This window comes from Marinobacter sp. MIT930201 (genome assembly GCF_047122665.1).
GTDB classification, from domain to species: domain Bacteria; phylum Pseudomonadota; class Gammaproteobacteria; order Pseudomonadales; family Oleiphilaceae; genus Marinobacter; species Marinobacter salarius.
In genome coordinates, this window is the sequence record NZ_CP138916.1 from 2365719 (window position 1) to 2383109 (window position 17391).

Annotated in this window: 14 protein-coding genes; 8 read left to right on the top strand and 6 right to left on the bottom strand. The window is 57.3% G+C overall.

The features are described 5' to 3' along the window. The first annotated feature begins 9 nt into the window (after positions 1-9). The 6 genes from fmdA (at position 10) to SIC19_RS10815 (ending at position 7714) form a co-directional block, all read left to right on the top strand. A complete protein-coding gene (fmdA, locus tag SIC19_RS10790; protein WP_127401976.1) occupies positions 10-1242 on the top strand; it encodes a formamidase in 1233 nt (410 codons plus the stop codon). Positions 1243-1247: 5 nt separating this feature from the next. Beyond that, positions 1248-1601, top strand: a complete 354-nt coding sequence (locus tag SIC19_RS10795) for a zinc ribbon domain-containing protein (protein ID WP_127401975.1) — start codon at positions 1248-1250, stop codon at positions 1599-1601. A 367-nt stretch (positions 1602-1968) separates the two neighbouring features. Next, on the top strand, positions 1969-4116 hold the full coding sequence (locus tag SIC19_RS10800; RefSeq protein ID WP_127401974.1) for a methyl-accepting chemotaxis protein: 2148 nt from the start codon (positions 1969-1971) through the stop codon (positions 4114-4116). A gap of 269 nt (positions 4117-4385) precedes the next feature. Continuing rightward, complete coding sequence (locus SIC19_RS10805) at positions 4386-5003, top strand: flavin reductase family protein (RefSeq protein WP_127401973.1); 618 nt, start codon at positions 4386-4388, stop codon at positions 5001-5003. Between the two features lie 169 nt (positions 5004-5172). Continuing rightward, positions 5173-6699, top strand: a complete 1527-nt coding sequence (locus tag SIC19_RS10810; protein WP_091644023.1) for a flavin-containing monooxygenase — start codon at positions 5173-5175, stop codon at positions 6697-6699. A 94-nt stretch (positions 6700-6793) separates the two neighbouring features. After that, positions 6794-7714, top strand: coding sequence for a lysophospholipid acyltransferase family protein (locus SIC19_RS10815; RefSeq protein WP_127401972.1), 921 nt, complete (start codon positions 6794-6796; stop codon positions 7712-7714). Between the two features lie 21 nt (positions 7715-7735). Here SIC19_RS10815 and SIC19_RS10820 read toward each other — a convergent pair whose 3' ends face one another. Then, entirely contained in the window at positions 7736-8803 is a 1068-nt protein-coding gene (locus SIC19_RS10820) for a transporter substrate-binding domain-containing protein (protein WP_127401971.1), read from the bottom strand. A gap of 24 nt (positions 8804-8827) precedes the next feature. Beyond that, positions 8828-10204 carry a membrane-bound lytic murein transglycosylase MltF gene (gene mltF / locus SIC19_RS10825; RefSeq protein WP_127401970.1) on the bottom strand — a complete coding sequence of 459 codons (1377 nt, stop codon included), beginning with the start codon at positions 10202-10204 and terminating at the stop codon, positions 8828-8830. 146 nt (positions 10205-10350) lie between these two features. Here mltF and SIC19_RS10830 point away from each other — a divergent pair, with 146 nt between their 5' ends. Then, positions 10351-10806 (top strand): DUF302 domain-containing protein, encoded by a 456-nt coding sequence (locus tag SIC19_RS10830; protein WP_127401969.1) that lies wholly within the window; start codon positions 10351-10353, stop codon positions 10804-10806. Between the two features lie 43 nt (positions 10807-10849). Here the strand turns inward: SIC19_RS10830 and SIC19_RS10835 are convergent, their stop codons facing one another. From SIC19_RS10835 to SIC19_RS10850, 4 genes are all read right to left on the bottom strand, one after another. After that, positions 10850-12166, bottom strand: a complete 1317-nt coding sequence (locus SIC19_RS10835; protein ID WP_127401968.1) for a tetratricopeptide repeat protein — start codon at positions 12164-12166, stop codon at positions 10850-10852. 102 nt (positions 12167-12268) lie between these two features. Next, positions 12269-12733, bottom strand: coding sequence for a hypothetical protein (locus SIC19_RS10840; protein WP_127401967.1), 465 nt, complete (start codon positions 12731-12733; stop codon positions 12269-12271). Next, complete coding sequence (locus SIC19_RS10845) at positions 12730-13416, bottom strand: anti-sigma factor family protein (RefSeq protein WP_127401966.1); 687 nt, start codon at positions 13414-13416, stop codon at positions 12730-12732. The genes SIC19_RS10840 and SIC19_RS10845 overlap by 4 nt, the downstream gene beginning before the upstream one ends. 13 nt (positions 13417-13429) lie before the next feature. Then, positions 13430-14008 carry an RNA polymerase sigma factor gene (locus tag SIC19_RS10850; protein WP_075194718.1) on the bottom strand — a complete coding sequence of 193 codons (579 nt, stop codon included), beginning with the start codon at positions 14006-14008 and terminating at the stop codon, positions 13430-13432. Positions 14009-14291: 283 nt separating this feature from the next. On the opposite strand from SIC19_RS10850, the gene SIC19_RS10855 reads away from it, so the two are divergent. Further along, positions 14292-17267, top strand: a complete 2976-nt coding sequence (locus SIC19_RS10855; RefSeq protein WP_127401965.1) for a hypothetical protein — start codon at positions 14292-14294, stop codon at positions 17265-17267. The last annotated feature ends 124 nt before the right edge of the window (positions 17268-17391 follow it).

Consider the following 17391-nt stretch of genomic DNA (forward strand, 5'->3'; position numbering starts at 1 on the left):
GCGCCCGTTATGGCTGAAACCATTATCAAGATTGATCTGAACAAGTCGGCTTACGAGAACGACAAAATCCACAACCGCTGGCACCCGGATATTCCGCTGGTGGCCACCGTTAAACCCGGTGACGACTTCATCGTGGAATGCTATGACTGGACCGGTGGCCAGATCAAAAATGACGACAGCGCAGACGATGTGCGCGATGTAGACCTCAGCCAGGTGCACTTCCTGTCTGGCCCGATCGGGGTGGAAGGCGCCGAGCCGGGTGACCTGCTGGAAGTGGATATTCTCGACATCGGCACCTTTGAAGAAAGCCAGTGGGGGTTCAACGGCTTCTTCTCCAAGCAGAACGGCGGAGGCTTCCTGACCGAACACTTTCCGGACGCCCAGAAGAGCATCTGGGATTTCAATGGAATGTTCACCAAATCGCGCCATATTCCCAACGTGGAATTTGCCGGCCTGATTCACCCGGGGCTGATAGGTTGCCTGCCCTCTAAAGACCTGCTGGATACCTGGAACAAACGTGAAGCAGGACTGGTAGCGACAGACCCGGAGCGGGTGCCGGAACTGGCCACCTTGCCCAACGGCGATACCGCCCACATGGGCCAGCTGAAAGGAGACGCCGCCAAAGCGGCCGGCGCTGAGGGCGCTCGCACCGTACCGCCCCGGGAACATGGCGGTAACTGCGATATCAAAGATCTCTCCCGCGGCTCCAAGGTTTACTTCCCGGTCTACGTGGATGGTGCGGGCCTGTCGGTTGGCGACCTGCACTTCAGCCAGGGCGATGGTGAAATCACCTTCTGTGGTGCCATCGAAATGGCTGGATGGATTCACCTGCGGGTGAACCTGATCAAGGATGGCGTTAAGAAATACGGCATCAAGAACCCGGTGTTCAAACCCAGCCCGATCAAGCCCCGTTACGACGATTACGTGATCTTTGAAGGGATCTCGGTTGATGAAGACGGTGGCCAGCATTACCTGGACGTGCATGTGGCCTATCGCCAGGCCTGCCTGAATGCCATCGAATACATGACCAAGTTCGGCTACACCAAGGCCCAGGCCTACGCGATTCTTGGTTGCGCACCGGTAGAGGGCCACATCAGTGGCGTGGTGGATATTCCAAACGCCTGCGCCACACTCTGGCTGCCCACAGGTATCTTTGATTTCGACATCAATCCATCCGCAGAGGGTCCGAAGAAAATGACCAGTGGCGGAATGGACGTACCTCTGTCGAAAGACAAGGAGTAGTCACCATGCCCGTATACGACTACAAATGCCGGGAACACGGTTTGTTCCACACTCTGGCAACGATGGAAGACAGCGCAAAACCGATGGCATGTCCCACTTGCCAGGTGCTTTCGCCACGAGTGATTGTGCTACCCCCGGAAATCGCAAACATGGACCCTGCCAGGCGCACTGCCCAGGACCGAAACGAAAAGTCCCGCCACGAACCGGTGTTCTCCACCGCCGATCGCCGGGAGCAGGACCCTGAGCACGGCCGCAGTTGCGGCTGTGGCTTGCCAAAACCCGGAAAGTCGATGCTGTTCTATACCGCTGACGGGAAGAAAATGTTCCCCTCCATGCGGCCTTGGATGATCAGCCACTAAGGCTGTGCCAAACCGACAGTCACTGTCACGTGTTTGCCCCCACTTCGGGGGCTTTTTTATAGCCGTTCAACCCAGCGGACTACGAACGCCGGCGACCCCTTGGCCTAGAATGTGTGGCCGCCGTTCAGCGCCCCAAAACGGTGCATGCCTTGTCCTGTGATTGATCGTCGTGCGTTCGCAGGGCGCAATTCTGTGATTTTCCCATTTCCAACTCTATCTTCCGAGTCCAGGCATTCAGCGGAATAATTGGTTTCCTAGCGCCATCAGGTTGATTCGGCCTGAACCTTGCTACAAGCCCTTGTGTTCCGGATTGGCTGCACCGGCATTGTGCCTTGCGGTCCTGGTGTACGGATTGGAGGAGGCGTAAATGACCCTGAAAAGCGAAACTATGAAACTGACCGGTGCAGAGCGAAGCTGGTTACCGGTTTGGGGCGCAACGGGCAAGCTTGCCATGGGCTGGTCCTGTTTTCTGAACAGGAATATGTATGACACCAATGAACAGATTTTCGAGAGTATCGCCCGAACACGGCGTGATGCTCTGATTGCCTGGGCGGATAACAAGTGGTCCTTTCTAGAAACACTGGCAGCCCGGCTTGACGGGCAGGCTGATGAGGGCGTCAGGGAGTTGCTCCAGGCCTCGTCCGGCAGACTCCGGGAGATCTCTGAACTCTTCGTGGTGAACGCGGACGGTGCCGTGCTGGAGTCCTCCGCAACGGGGCGCCGCGGAAAACGGGACCTTCCCCAGAAAGCGGTTGAGGCCGGGGTCCGGTCGCGTTTTCTCCATGGCCCCCACAAGGACCCTGTTACCCTGGCTCTCGGGGCTACGACCTCTCGCTTCCATGATGCCGTGACTCTGATGTTCTACCAGCCCGTGACGTTGAAAGAGGGGCGTCAGGCGGCCATCTGTGCACGTATTCCCAATGACGTGATGAGCGACCTTATTCAGCGCGAAGCAGGGCACGTGTTTGAGGAATCGGGTGACAACTACCTGTTCATGATTGACAGCAAGTTCGACAACACCATCCTGACCGGGACTGCGCTTTCACGGTCCCGCTTCGAAGACGCCACGTTCAGCCACGGTGACAACCTGAAAGATGGCATTCGCACGGGGTTCGGCACGGTGGGTGTACGTGAACACACCGAATTCGAAATTCGCTTCACCGACCCCGCCACGGGGCAACTGCATCCCGGTGTTCGGGAAACCATCGCCAGGGGCGAGAATCTCTACGTGAAGTACCCGGGCTACTCGGATTATCGCCATATTCCAGTAATCGGCAAGGGCGTGACGGTTCAGATGCCTGGCTCACCGGATCGGTGGGGCATGATGTGCGAGGGAGATCTCGAAGAGGTCTACCGTCGGCGTTCTATCTCCTGGAGCCTGACAGCGCGCCTGACCATCTTCATGGGGCTGCTCTGGTCTATCAATTTTGGGCTCGCCTGGAGTGGCGTTCCCCTATGGTTGGAAGGCACCGTGAATGCATTGGCCGCCTTGGTCACGGTGATGCTGTTTCGGGCATCTTCGGCTAAACCTCTCTCGGAAAAGTTGGGCACTATGGCGGATGTGATCAGAAACATTGCAGAAGGGGGAGGCAACCTGCGCCAGCGTATGGACCTGTCCCGTATGCGTCGGGACGAGACCGGGGATCTGGCCCGCTGGATTAACAGTTTCATCGACAGCCTTGATGGCATGGTTGGTCAGGTGCTTTCCCTGGCTGCGGACTCCCGCCAGGCCAGCGATCAATTGATGAACCAGAACCAACTGGCCGACGAGCGGATTCGTGAAGTACTGACGCACATCGAAGATATGGTGCGTGGTGCCACTGAACAGGAGAACGAGATCAAAAATGCTTCTACCACGGCGCAGGAAATGCGCTCGGGAATGGAGGATGTGGTGGAGCGGGCGCGGGAGCAGTTTGCCCTGGTTAGCAAGGAAACCCAGAGTATTCGGGACGTTATCAATCGTTCGGCGGAATGTATTCGGGCGGCCAACGATCGCACAGAGGAAATCAGCAAGACAGCGCTGGTGATCAATGACATCGCGGCTCAGACCAATCTTCTGGCGCTGAACGCCGCCATCGAGGCCGCCCGTGCGGGAGAATCTGGCAGGGGCTTTGCTGTGGTTGCCGATGAGGTCCGACAGCTGGCGAGCCGAACCGCCCAGGCCACCAAAGACATTGGCGAGCGGTTGGACAATGTGCAGGAGGAAACCCGTCGGGCTGTGGTGACGATGGAGGGTGGCATGTCGGAGATGGAGGAGCGACTTCGCAAGGTTGAGGCCGCAGCGGACGATAACTCGGCGCTGCACGACATGGTGGAAAAGCTGTTCCGAGCCATTTCGGGCATTGAGGACACCAATCATCAACAAAGTAGCCAAACGGCGGGTGTGGCTGAAAGTGCAGCCATCATGAATGGGGTTGTCGAGCAGTTGATGCTCAGCTCCGAGCGCACCCAAGCCTCAGCCACCAAGCTGCAAAGACTGACTGGGCAATTTCAGGTGTCGGCCGAGGTGGCCTGACGGGTCAGTTGATGGCCGCGACAAATAATTCTAAGAACCAGGCGCTGGGAAGGGCTTGAGATCTCTCGCATCCTTTTATAGGCTTCCCAAGTGCTGCCCTCAAATACCAGTGATCTCATTCATCTGCGCATCATTGGTGTGTATTCTTGGCCACGGCTGTGAGTTTCGCGCTATCCAGCGCGGCGTGTCACTTTGAGAGGCTCATGCCTAATACATTGCTCATTCGGTAGGCCCCTTTCCCTGCTTTTCACTGCATGAAGGAAACACGAATGCTTATAGACCTTGAGTCGATCGAGGCACAGCACATCCACCCAATCCTGACCCAGACCGTCATCCCGCGGCCGGTGGCGTGGGTGTTGTCGCAGAATCCGGGGGATGACTACAACCTGGCGCCGTATTCGTTCTTTACCGTGGTCACCGGTAAGCCGCCAATCCTGATGGTGTCTGTGGGCAAGAAGCCCAGCGATGGTAGCTTCAAGGACACGCGGGTGAATATTGAGGCTCGTAAGCAGTTTGTGGTGCACATTGGGAGCCGCAGCCAGGCTCAGGCCATGACGGAGTCGTCCCGCCATCTGGACCACGGCCAGTCTGAACTGGACCGACTGGATATGAAGTTGGTGCAGGAAGAAGGCTGGCCGATGCCCCGGGTCGAGGGGTGCCTGGTGGCGTTTTACTGCGAGTTGCGAGAGGTCATTGAAATGGGTGACACGCCGCAGTCGCTGGTGTTTGGCAATATCAAGAAGGTGTTTGTGGACGATCAGGTTGCCAGCATTAACGATCAGGGGCGTTACGTTATTGATGCCAAAGGCATCGACCCGATCTCACGGCTGGGTGGCAGCGAATACGGCACCCTGGGCGATATTCTCAACGTGCCGCGCCCGGACTGAGGCAGACTGCAACAGGCTCAAACGAGCTGACAGAACTGACCGAAACGGCGCCGAATTCATCGCATGGGGCCAATTTCGGCGTTTTCCCTCCTGGGCTATTCTCATCCTGTTGGCGTGTGATCCGCGCTGAAATGTTGATAAAACAACGGCAGATGCCGACAGGGTGGTTATGAGCGAACAACATGTAGACGTACTGATTGTCGGCGCCGGCGTTTCCGGCATTGGCATGGCCTGTCACCTCAAACGAGAGTGCCCGGGTAAGTCTTTCACCATCATTGAGCGCCGTGAGTCCCTTGGAGGCACCTGGGATCTGTTCCGCTACCCGGGTATCCGTTCCGATTCCGACATGTACACCTTTGGCTACAACTTCCGCCCCTGGACCGGGGGCAAGGTGTTGGCGGATGGCCCGTCGATCAAGCAGTACGTTCACGATACAGCCAGGGAAAACAACGTTGAACAGCATATCCAGTATGGCCTGGCGGTTGTTTCCGCTGAGTGGTCAGGCGCAGACAAGTGCTGGACACTGACGGCCCGCAAGGAAGCCACCGGCGAAACCGTTACCTTTACCGCCAGCTTTCTGGTGGGCTGTACAGGGTATTACAACTACGATGCCGGCTATAAGCCTGACTTCCCTGGCGAGGCCGATTTTGGCGGCCAGATTGTGCATCCGCAGCACTGGCCTGAGGACCTGGACTATACCGGCAAACGTGTGGTGGTGATTGGCAGTGGTGCCACGGCCATCACCCTGGTGCCAACGATGGCGGAGAAAACCGCACACATTACCATGTTGCAGCGTTCGCCCACCTATCTGATGCCGCTGCCATCCCGGGATGCGGTGGCGCAGGGCTTTCAGAAAGTCCTGCCCGCCAATGTCGCCTATCGGTTGACCCGTGCCCGTAACGTCAGCATTGCACGGCTACTGTTCAATCGTTCCCGCAAGAACCCCAAGGCCATGCGACGACTGTTCCTGGCCATGGTGCGCCGGCAACTGGATGGCAAGGTCGATATGCGCCATTTCTCACCCAGCTACAACCCCTGGGATCAGCGCCTGTGTGTGGTGAAGGACGGTGATCTGTTTGAGTCTATCAAGGCGGGCAAGGCATCGGTGGAGACGGACCATATCGAACGCTTTACCAAGAACGGTATTCTGCTGAAATCCGGCAAGGAACTGGAGGCCGACATCATCATTCCGGCGACTGGGCTGGATATCCAGATGCTGGGTGGCATGGACCTGGTGGTGGATGGTCATTCGGTCACGTTGCGGGACAAGGTGATCTACAAGAACGTAATGGTGGAGGGTGTCCCCAACGCCGGTATGATTTTCGGGTACACCAACATCTCCTGGACCCTGAAAGCCGATATCGCGGCTGAATACCTGTGCCGCCTGTTCAATCATATGGACAGCAAGGGGCAGAGCGTCTGTATACCCCGTGACACCGGCGACAGTCGCGCCGGAGACACCATGATGGGCGGCCTGGATTCCGGTTATATCCGCCGGGCTGACGACAAGTTGCCAAGGCAGGGAACCCATGGCCCCTGGAAGGTCAGCCAGAACTATCTGGAGGATGTGAAAACTCTCAGGTTTGAGCCTATCGAGGATGGTTACCTGGAGTTCGATGGTCGCCGGCCGGTTCAGCAATCCAAACCGAAACGCGGTTTCATGAGGCCGTTGCGTTCAGCGCTGTTTGGCTCTTGAAGGTGTGACACAGCTCGATCATTGATGAATGCAACTACAAATCTGCCGCAAAATATGGCAGTCTCATTGCCCGTTTTTGAACAGGCAATGATGTATGTCCGGCCGTAAAAATAAGAAGAATATGCCGTTGTGGCATCCGGTTCTCTGGCCTTCGTGGCTTCTGGTCTTCACGTTTTATCTGCTTGCCCTGCTGCCAATGTCGGCCAAACAGCGTTTTGGCCGGCGGCTGGGCTGTTTTCTGGAAGGCAAGCTGACGTCACGGGCCAAGGTGGCCAATACCAATATTGCGACCTGTTTTCCGGAGCTTGATGACGCCGCTCGTGAGCGATTGGTGCGGGATAACTTTGTGGCCTGTACCCGTGGTTTCCTGGAAAGTATTCACGCCTGGTGGCGGGATATGTCGGGTTTTTGCGAGGGCGCCGAGGTTCAGGGGCTGGAGCACCTGCGAGAAGCCCAGGCCAGAGGTAAAGGTGTGCTGTTAATCGGCGGGCACTACAGTATTTTCGACTTTGCGCTTCCTCTGATTGCCTGTCACCTGAAGAAACCGGGGTATATGTACCGCCCCAACAATAATCCGGTGATTGACCGGATGATTGAAAACGGTCGCCGGCGTCACTTCGGTATCCGCCCGTTCACCAAGCGTGAGTTGAGGCCGTTGGTGTCGTTCCTCAAAAAAGGCGGGGAAGTCTGGTTTGCCTGCGATCAGGACTTTGGCAAGAAAACCGAGCTGTTTGTGCCGTTTTTTGGCACCGAGGCCGGGTGTATTACCTCACCCAGCTACATTGCTCTAGTGTCCGGTGCCTCAGTCATCTGTGTGAGCCATCTGCGGATGCCTGATGGTCGTTACCGGGTGATATTCTCGCCAATCCAGGAGGGATTTGGTGTCTGCAAACAGAGTGATACGGAAACCTGGAGTCGCTACATCGAAGACACCGTTCGTGAACAGCCAGACCAGTACCTATGGCTGCACAAGCGCTTCAAAACCCGGCCCGAGGGGTGTGCCAAGGTCTATTGATGCCTCGGGCTGTTTTCAGGATTACTCGCGGCCCAGGTAGCGCCGGACAATGTCCTTCCAGCCTGATGATTCCGTGACCTCAAGAATCTGCTCGGACACCGGCCCACGCAATGGACTTTCGGACGGCAGGGCCAACCCATAGAGTTGCTGCTGGAAAATACCGGGCAGCAGGGTCAACCTCTTGTCCCCCAGTTGCAGGTTGCGGTATTGCAGCAGGGCCCTGTCGTAGACCACGGCATCGGTTTCACCATTGGCGACTGAGAGCATGGCGCTGGTCAGGTCTGGATAGAGTTGGTGCCGAATGCGCTGATCTTGCAGATACTGCTCGCTGGCGGTGTTAGCGATGGTGGCTACGTTGGCGCGGTTGAGGTCGTCGGGGCCCTGAATCTGATATTGCAGGTTGCTGACGGTGAGCGATGAGGTAATCGCTGCGGTAAAACTCGCCACCATGATCAACCCGGCAAACATCCACACTAACGCAACCATTCGGCCCGCCAGCGACACCGGAGCCTTGTCACCATAACCAACAGTGGTCATTGTCACAGCCGCCCACCAGAAGCTCGCTCCTATTCCCTGTACCGCGGTGCCACCAAACTGCTCCGGATTGCGCCGACGCTCAAACAGCCACAGCACAAATCCCACAGCCAGAAGCAAGCCACCCAGGGCGATAACCACGCTCATAAATTGCCAACTGATCAGCGCGCGAAGGCTGGCGAGCAGCCCCTGCTCCGGCGCCGGAGGTACGGCGATGGACAGGCCTGTCTGGTAGAAGGGGTGGGTGAAGTCGAATGCCGCTTCCCGTTCGGCGGTCATGGTGAGAGCGCCCACCGCCACGTCGACTTGTCCGCTTTCGACCTGCGTCAGTAGATCACTGAAGGAGAGAGGAACGAATGTGTATTCCCGGTTCAGGCCATCGGCAACCTGGCGCCACAGATCGATACTGATGCCTTCCCATTCGCCGCTGTCGGTTTCCATGACAAAGGGCGGGACAGTGGTGATGCCGACTTTGATCGGCTCCGGTTGCCCCGCCGCCTGACTGGTAAACAGCAGCAGGAGGGGCAGGGCAAGCCGTGAGATCCATCGTTTCATGGGTAAGTCCGTGTTGTCAGGAAGTTAGTCAAACGCTGAGCTGATCACATCACGGTAGTTCCGGATGCGCTGTACATAGTGTACCGGTTCGTAGCCACGGGCGTAGCCGTAGCGGGTGCTCGGGTAGTAGCGCTTGTCGGCTTTCAGCGGCAGGACTTCTTTCATATCGTCCCAGGAGTCGGGGTTTTTGCCCAGTTCGCGCGCAAGCTGGCGGGCATCCAACAGGTGACCACGGCCAATGTTGTAACTGGCCAGGGCAAGGAAGGTGCGGTCTGGCTCGGGAATGGTTTCGGGTAACCGGCGATGGCGATCCGCCAGGTAGCGGGCACCGCCATCAATGGCCGCCACGGGGTCCAGACGGTCCATTACGCCAAGGGATTCGGCGGTGTTCCGGGTCAGCATCATAATGCCGCGAACGCCGGTGGGTGATACGGCAGCCGGGTCCCAGTGGGACTCCTGATAGGACAGCGCCGCCAGCAAGTCAGCCGGCATGCCGGTTGTGGTTTCTGCTTCGGCGAAGCGATCAATAAAGTTGGGAAGTCGCTCATCTATCCGGCGGTTGAGGGCGCGCAGGTCGACGAAATCGAATTCGCCGATGTACGCGTAATAGCGGCTCTCGATATAGCCGATGGCTTCGTCACCGTCAGTGCTGTTCATCCATTCCCGGGTGGTTCCCGCCAGATCGTCGGAACCGGCTGGTAGGTACCAGCCCAGGTTATTGCCCTGGGTGAGGTTCATGGCCACTTCCAGGTGGGGGAAGTGGCGGCGCATGACCTGAACGATGTTGGAGTCAGCGACGGTGCAGTCGATGTCCTGCTCAGCGACTTCAGAAAGCAGAACTTCGGTCGTTCTGCTGTCATCTTCGGCGAACGTGATACCTTCGTGTTCGCTGGCGAGCTTGTTCAGAGTTTCTACGTAGCTGGAATCGGCGGTGACCGCAATGCTGACCTCAGGCATGCTTTCCGGTTTTCTGGGCATGGGGCGCATGTCGCGATGACACACCAGTTGCTCGGTGATTTCGGTGTGCGCGGGCCCGCGTGTGAACCGTTCTGTCCGTGATGGCAGGTGGGTCAGCCCGGCGGCCGCCAGATGCGTGTTGCCAGCCTCCAGCGCCTGCAAGACCTCGGCGGTTGAATCGTGCATGGTCCAGTTGACGGTCCAGCCTTTGCTCTCGGCGAAGCGTGACACCAGGCTGAACTCTGGGCCAATGGGGTTCTGGTGGCGGTCGAGATAGTAGGTGGTGGCGCCGTTGCGAGTTGCCACCTCCAGTACGCCGGTCTCTTGCGGCGGCGCGAGTTGTTCGGCCGGTTTATGGGTGGATGCGGTTTCAGATTCGCCCTGGCTACAACCAGCCATGATGGCAATGAGCGGAAGCAGGGCTCCCTTCAGCGCATGAGTCATAAAGACCTCGTTTTTTGGATTTATAAAATTATAAGGGTTTCTACGTACTCTGTATGGAAACGTATCACTTTGATTTTGAGCGGCCTGTGCAGGCCGGAGTCAACTGGCCTATGCTGGAGTGGTTCGATATTCCAAGGAGATGCGTAATGAAAGTCTGGACCAGAATCCCGATTCTTGCAGCTTTGCTGATTCTGCCACTGGCCGCGATCGGTGCCGATGGAATGGTAACGACGCAAAGTAATCACAGCGTTGCGATGACGGCAGACAAGTTGGTCTCGACCCTTAAGAGCAAGGGTATGACGGTGATGAACCGCATTAACCACACGGAGGGGGCCAGCAAGGCGGGGCTGGAACTACGCCCAACCGAGGTGGTGATTTTTGGCAACCCGAAGGTAGGGACGCCCCTGATGCAATGTGCCCAGAGTGTGGCGATTGATTTGCCGCAGAAAGCGCTGATCTGGGAAGACAGTGAGGGAACGGTCTGGTTAGGCTATAACGACCCGGAGTATCTGAAACAGCGTCACGACATTGAAGGCTGTGATCAGGTCATCAAAAAGATAGAGGGAGCACTGGCCGGTTTCGCAAAAGCGGCAACGGAATAACGTTTACTGATGCCCGGCAGTCACGTGTGCACGTGGGTTGGTATCAGAATCCGACGGCCAGGCTGGCGGTGACGGTGTGGCGATCGTAGCTGTAGCGATCGATGTTGCTGTTGTTGTCGATACGGTCCAGATCCAGACTGAGAGATGTTCGACGAGAGAAACGATATGTGGTGCCAACGGACAGTGTATGACGCTTGTCTTCACGGCGTATCGTTTGTCGGCCCTCGGGAACAATCAGTTGGTGTGGCGTACGATAGTAACTGAAGCGAAAGCCCGCCCCCGCTTCAACACTCAGTTGGTCAGTCAGGTCGTACTCAATGCCTGCATCAAGGCCATGTCGCTCGGGCGACACACTGAAGAACTCCTCTCCGGTATCCAGATTGTCCCGGTCATTGTAGTCAGCCCGGTATTTGAGTTCCGCTGTCCAGTTCCCGGGCCGGAGACGGTAATGGGCATCAAGCCGGTACATCTGGCCCCGATAGGCATCGAATCCAGGTAACGGAAAAATCTGGGTGGCCTCTGCTCTAACCAGGCATCGCGCGCCGGGGCCTGGGCAGTCGAGGGTGGTTATGCCGGTCATCAGGCGAGCGCGACGTTCCCTTGATCGCCGATCCCGCCATATATAGTCGCCGCCAAGGCCTACGCTGATCACTCCCGGTGCGGTTTTCTGAACCCATTTTGCACCCGCCTGAATCACCTGCAGGTCAAACGTGTGCTCGGAAGGGTACTGACGCGAATAGAACTTGATGTCCGAACGCAGTCCCGCCGAAGAGTCGCCATAGAAGTAATAGGAGGCAGCCGCCAGAGTTTCCACAAAGCCGCTGTCGAGCTTTCGGGGGGCGGTATCCGGGAACAGCGCAACGTTGTCTTCATAGCCACCCCCGATGGAAACCAGGCCAGCCCAACGTTTTCTGGGTGAGGCAGCATGCATCGTTGGATCGAGGCGTTCAAGTTGACGGGTGGCGAGCGATATCAGGTTGTCGTCAGGATCGGACGCAAGCACGTTCTGGAACGCTTTTGTTGCGGCGTTCTGATTTTCACGGGCCAGGGCGGTCAACCCGATGTTGTAGTAGGCAAGCGCTTTCTGACGGGTGGGGATAAGGGTCCGGAAGGTTTGCTCCGCCTCCTCGTAAAGCCCGAGTTTGTAATAGACAACGCCCAGGTTGTAATTGAGTGAGCGGGAGCTCAACCCCTTCGAGACGGCGGACTCAAGTAAGCGGCGAGCTTCATCCAGGTCACCGGCGTTAAACGCCTGGATACCCTCACGGAAGAGCGTCTTAGCCTCGGTCGTATGCTCCTGAGCATGGGCGGTTGACAGCGCGAGACACAACACCAGTGCGATGGTCAGAAGACGGCGCAAATACTCTCTCCGGAATAGTCTGAACTCGGACTCAGAGTATAACAGCCATTGGACGGGCGAGCGCCAGTCCTGAAGGGATCAGGTGTGACGTCTGTATCTAATCTACTGCTGTCCGGTTTCCTCCAGATTCAGGCCACTGTCGTTTAACAGGTCCAGATCGGTATCGCCGGTGCCTGGCAGGTCCAGTCCAGGGTCTTCGATGCCCGGCAGGTCCAGTTCTGGCTCGTCTTGGATGATCTCGCCAGGCAGTTCGATGCCGAGCGCGTCACGAGACTCCCGTGACTGTTCGGAGAGAGTGCTCTCGATATCCAGCATGTCTTCCCGGGTATCGGAAGCGAAGTCGCCGGAATCCGTCTGCATATCACCGAACCCGTTTGCGCCGGCGGGCGCGTCCACGGACTCCGGAAGCTCAAGTTGTTGCACAAAGGAATCGTCCAGCTCCTGATCGTCCGCGACCATTCTCATGGTCACATCAAGATCGTCCTGAGCCCAGGACAGAGCCGGTGTAGCAAGCAGAAGGCCGAGCATGGCCGGAGCAAGCCAGCGCATATGGATATGTCTTTTCATGATGAAGGCTCCGTGTTTCCTGGAATGGCGGTGCTGAACGTTTTGCGCCGGGTTCCATCGTCCAGGTGCGCAACCAGTTTGCCGGAACCAGGGAACAGTACGTTGATGGGCAACGCCAGTACGTTATCGCCTTGCTTGAGATCCACCGTCCAGCTGATGGTCTGGCGCCCCGGGAAGGGTGCCAGTTCTGCGTTGGGCGGCAGTTCCAGGGTCAGGGTGACGTTGTCCATCGCCTTGCGGGAATTGAACGCCAGCCTGACGGTTTTCAGTTCCGCTCCACTTTCGGGTTCAGCAACGGTTTCTGTTGCTGTCTGCCCGGTAGCATCTGCATCTGCGATGTCTTCGGGCAATCCCGTATCTGCCGGGCCGACCTGCATACCGATGAAGATACCGAGTGCCAGCACGGCGGCAATTGATGAAGCCCAGAGTGACGTTTTGCGTAACGTGGAATTCCGAGGTGTCTCGCCAGCGAGTGCCATTGCACGAACGCGGGATTCGAAATCGTCGTCGGGCTCTGGAACGGTCTGGGCCATGATGCCTTTTTGCAGGCGTTGTTCATCCTCCCAAAGTTCTGAGCAACTGGCACACGTCGATGCGTGAGCTTGGAGGGCTTCCTGTTCATGCAGCGGAAGATCGCCGCGAACCAGGCTGTCGACCTCCTGATGGAACTGACGACACGTCATGGCATTCACCTCTTCACCCTTCACGTTGTTGCTTTTCGAAAGGTTCCATTTGTTTTTTCAACCGTTCCCGCATAAACGCTCTGCTGCGATGCAGGCGTGATTTTATCGTACCGACAGGCACATCCAGAACCGTTGCAATGTCCTCCTGGCGCCAGCCATCCGCGTCGTGAAGCAGTAACAGGGTTCGTTGGTCTGGTGGCAGGGTATTCAGTAACCGCTTGACGGTTTCGCCAATGCGCGTTTGGTCGATACCGGCGGACGCATCCGGGCTTGCCTCGCCGAGGGATTCTATGAAGGCGGTCTGGCTCTCCGCAGCGACCAGTGTACTGACGCTGATTTCTCTTTGGCTGGATTGTTTTCGGGTGAGGTCAACAAAGTGCCGGTACAACACACGGTTGAGCCATGGCTGGGGTTGCTGCACGTTTTCCAGTTCGTCCAGCCGGGGGTACATCTTGACCACGACATCCTGCACCAGATCCTCTGCGTCCTGTTTCTGGCCAGTCAGGCGGTAGGCGAAAATATACATGCCTTTCATGTAAGGCAGAATCAGCCGGTCAAATCGCTTTGACGACGACGAACGAAATGGGAGCAAAGCCAATCTGATTCCCTCGGTCTGTGGTTGGCACGGTTTGGCGGGTGCCCCGTCCTCAGGCCATTCTTGTAGGTGTTCGGATGTCAGATTCTGAACATACCATCATTATTGCCTTTTGTTCGAGACAAATTTCTCGCTACAAGAACCAGTTAGCCCTTCCTTTTGCGATTTTTCGTCTATTCGGGAAAATTTTTTTGGAACCACCGCAATTAGACTTCCGTGTTAGGCCGAAAGACACAGGACGAGTCTCGAACTACAAAAAAACGTACAGAGGTAAACAAGTATGTTCATGCGCCAAACGCGACTGATGTCGATGGTCATTTTGTCGGTCAGCCTGACGGGTTGTTTTGAAAGCAGCAGCCAGACTACAAAGAATGCGGACCCAGACTACGACATTACCAATCCGGCCGTGGAGCGGGGAACTCACCCATTATTTGACCCGTTGACCACCCAATTCCCGATTCCAAGCGATTCCCTTTTCTATCTCAGTGAGGTTGACGACGGCACCATGCTGAACGGCAGCGATCCTGCCAACCCAGTGACCACGGGCATTGGATTTCTCGATGGAAATTCAGTACTGGCACCCATTGATATCAAGATCAGTGGCAGCCTGGACAGCCAGCAGACCCTTGATGCACGTGACTTTATCTCCGTGGAGGGCGAAGTTGTCCCCAACCCGGATCAGAATGTGTTCCTGATTCCCCTGGAATATGCCGGTGGCGATAGCCTCCGTCAAACCTCCGGAGAGGTCGCCGGAATTTCATCGGCGATTCAGTACCGGCGGGCACTGGCACTTGAGGAAAGCGGTAATACCGCCGAAGCCGATGCGATTTTCGATGCCCTGGTTGAGGACAGACTTCGGGTTGAGCTGCTGGATATCGATGGTGGCCAGAACAATATGATCCGGATTCTGCCGGTCAAGCCACTGGCTGAGAAAACCCGGTACGCCCTGGCCATCACCGACGACATTGTAGACACCAACGGCGACCCGCTCGTTGGCGCTCCGACCTACCAGTCGGTGGCGGACCCGGAAGCGGTGCTTTCCAATGTTGCGTTCGAGCCATTCCGCGAGGCGTTGTTACCTGCCCGCCGACTCGCTTCCGACTATTTTGAGTTCAAGCAGGCGTTTTCCATCGCTGGATTCTCAAAGACGTTCGATGACGTTGTGTTTTCCACAACGATCACCACAACGGCGGTAGACGACGTGCTGCTGGCAAATACAGCCCCGGTGACGTTCTTCCGCAACAGCCTGGGTATAGCTGCCCGACAGGAAGGGCTCCAGCAGTTGATCTCCGGATTCTACAACCTGACTCAACAGCCGCTGGAGGGGGCCGCGACGGCGGAACAGCAGAACATCAACGATGAAATCCATGCAACGCTGACGGACACAGATTTCCGCCTCTACGACGCCGAGCTCGCCGGCCTGCTCAGTGAGGCCCGGGACGCTGGCATGGTCGTTCAATATCAGGACCTTGTCAGCAATGATCAGGCGGACCGCAGAGTCGCCTATGCTTTGCAGGCCGCAACAGCGATGGCCGTCGATACTGTCGCTGACAACGAGGGTGAAGCGCAGGCGCTTGCAACCGCCGCTGACAACCTTATTGATGCCCCGAAGCCGCGAACAGTAAGAATGTTCAACCAGCGCGACGGTGGTGAGATAAATCCGGCGTTGGCTCAGGAAGTTCAGGGCACCCCTCTTAATATCCATGTCTATGAGGGCGAGATTACCCTGCCGTATTTTCAGGGCGTGCCGGAGGCGACGGATGGGTCAGACCTGCGCTCGGCCAGTTGGCTCCCGGCGGACTTCAGTGCCGAGGAGTCACTCGATCAGGCGCCCTCGGATCGCGTGACCTACCGCTTCCCGTTTGCTGAAAAGTCCAGTGAAACAACGGTTCCCATTTTGGTTGCCGCGCCCGACACCAACCAGGCCTTGATTGCCCCGCAGACCCCGGCAAATGGTTTTCCGGTGATCATCTATCAGCATGCCGTGACCACCGACCGTTCGGCGATCCTCCCTCTGGCGACAGCCGCTGGGTTGTCCTGCGCAGACCCTGGCAATACCTTTGACTGCTTCGTCACCATCGGTATCGATCAGCCGCTGCACGGTATTTTCGGAGAGGGCGTGGTTGGTCTTAATCCCATCACCACTCAGGATGGTGCTTCGGCGGACGCCGTCGAGCGTCACTTTGGCTTCGCCGCTGACGCGGATCTTAATCCGGTACCGGCGGGTGAACTGCAGGAGCCCGAATCGGGAAGTCTGTACCTGAATTTCACTAACTACGCCAACACCCGTGACAACATGCGCCAGGGCACCCTCGACCTGCTTAACGTGAACGCCTCGTTGCAGGCGATCGAGGACGCCATCAACGCGTGTCAGGCCGCCGGCGATTGTGCCCAGGGCCTGAGCATTGATCCGAGCCGGGTCTATTTCATGAGCCATTCGCTCAGTGGTATGGGTGGCGTGGCCTTCCCACCGGTTAACAATGCAGCGAGTGCTGCGGGCAACTCCAATCTCAGCCCGGTTCTGGCCTCGAATCTGCTGAACACCGGCGGTCAGTTCACACGTCTGTTCGAAAACTCGCAGTCACTGGCACCACAGCTTCTTCCCGTGCTGGACGCCGCCTCTGACGGCGTGCTGGCGCAGGGACGTACGGAACTCAACATCTACTTCAATGTGTTCCAGTCGCAGCTGGATTCGGCAGACCCTGTCGCCTATGCCGGCTTTTATCAGAACACCAACACGTTGCTGACTGAAATCGTTGGTGTTGATGATGACCCTGAGCGCCCAACTGACGACACGATTCCCAATGCCGCGGATGATCAGCTTTACGCCATGGGGCCCCTTGAAACCACGGTTCCGGAAACCGGATTTGTGATCAGTAGTGAGCGCGCACCTCTGGCGGGTACGGATCCCCTGGCTGCGGGTATGGGCGCTGAGTCAACGCCGCTGGCAAGTGGCCTCCCAGCCATAACCCGCTATCTGGAAGGGTCGCATGGCAACCCCGTGTCTGCCGGTCAGAAAGCGGCGGATGCCTTTTCTTCACGTGCGGTCTTCGACGAGCTGATCGCGCAGATGCTGGAGCTGTTCAGTGATGGCACCGTTTCTATCAGCAACCCCTGTGTCGTAGAGGATGCCGATACCTCAGGTGCGGACTGCTCCGCCGAGGGCAACACCGACCCAGGCAGTGAGCCAGACGGCGGCGGAGATGGTGGGGGTGATGGAGGTGATGGTGGCCTGATTGGTGGCGGCCTGATCTAGAAACCCAACGGCCAGACAACCAGCGCTTCGGAGATCCCGGAGCGCCCGTTCCCGATAAACACGTGTATGTCGATGGCGATTCTCTCCATCAATGGGGAAGCTTTGCCTGAAAAACTGGAGCTAC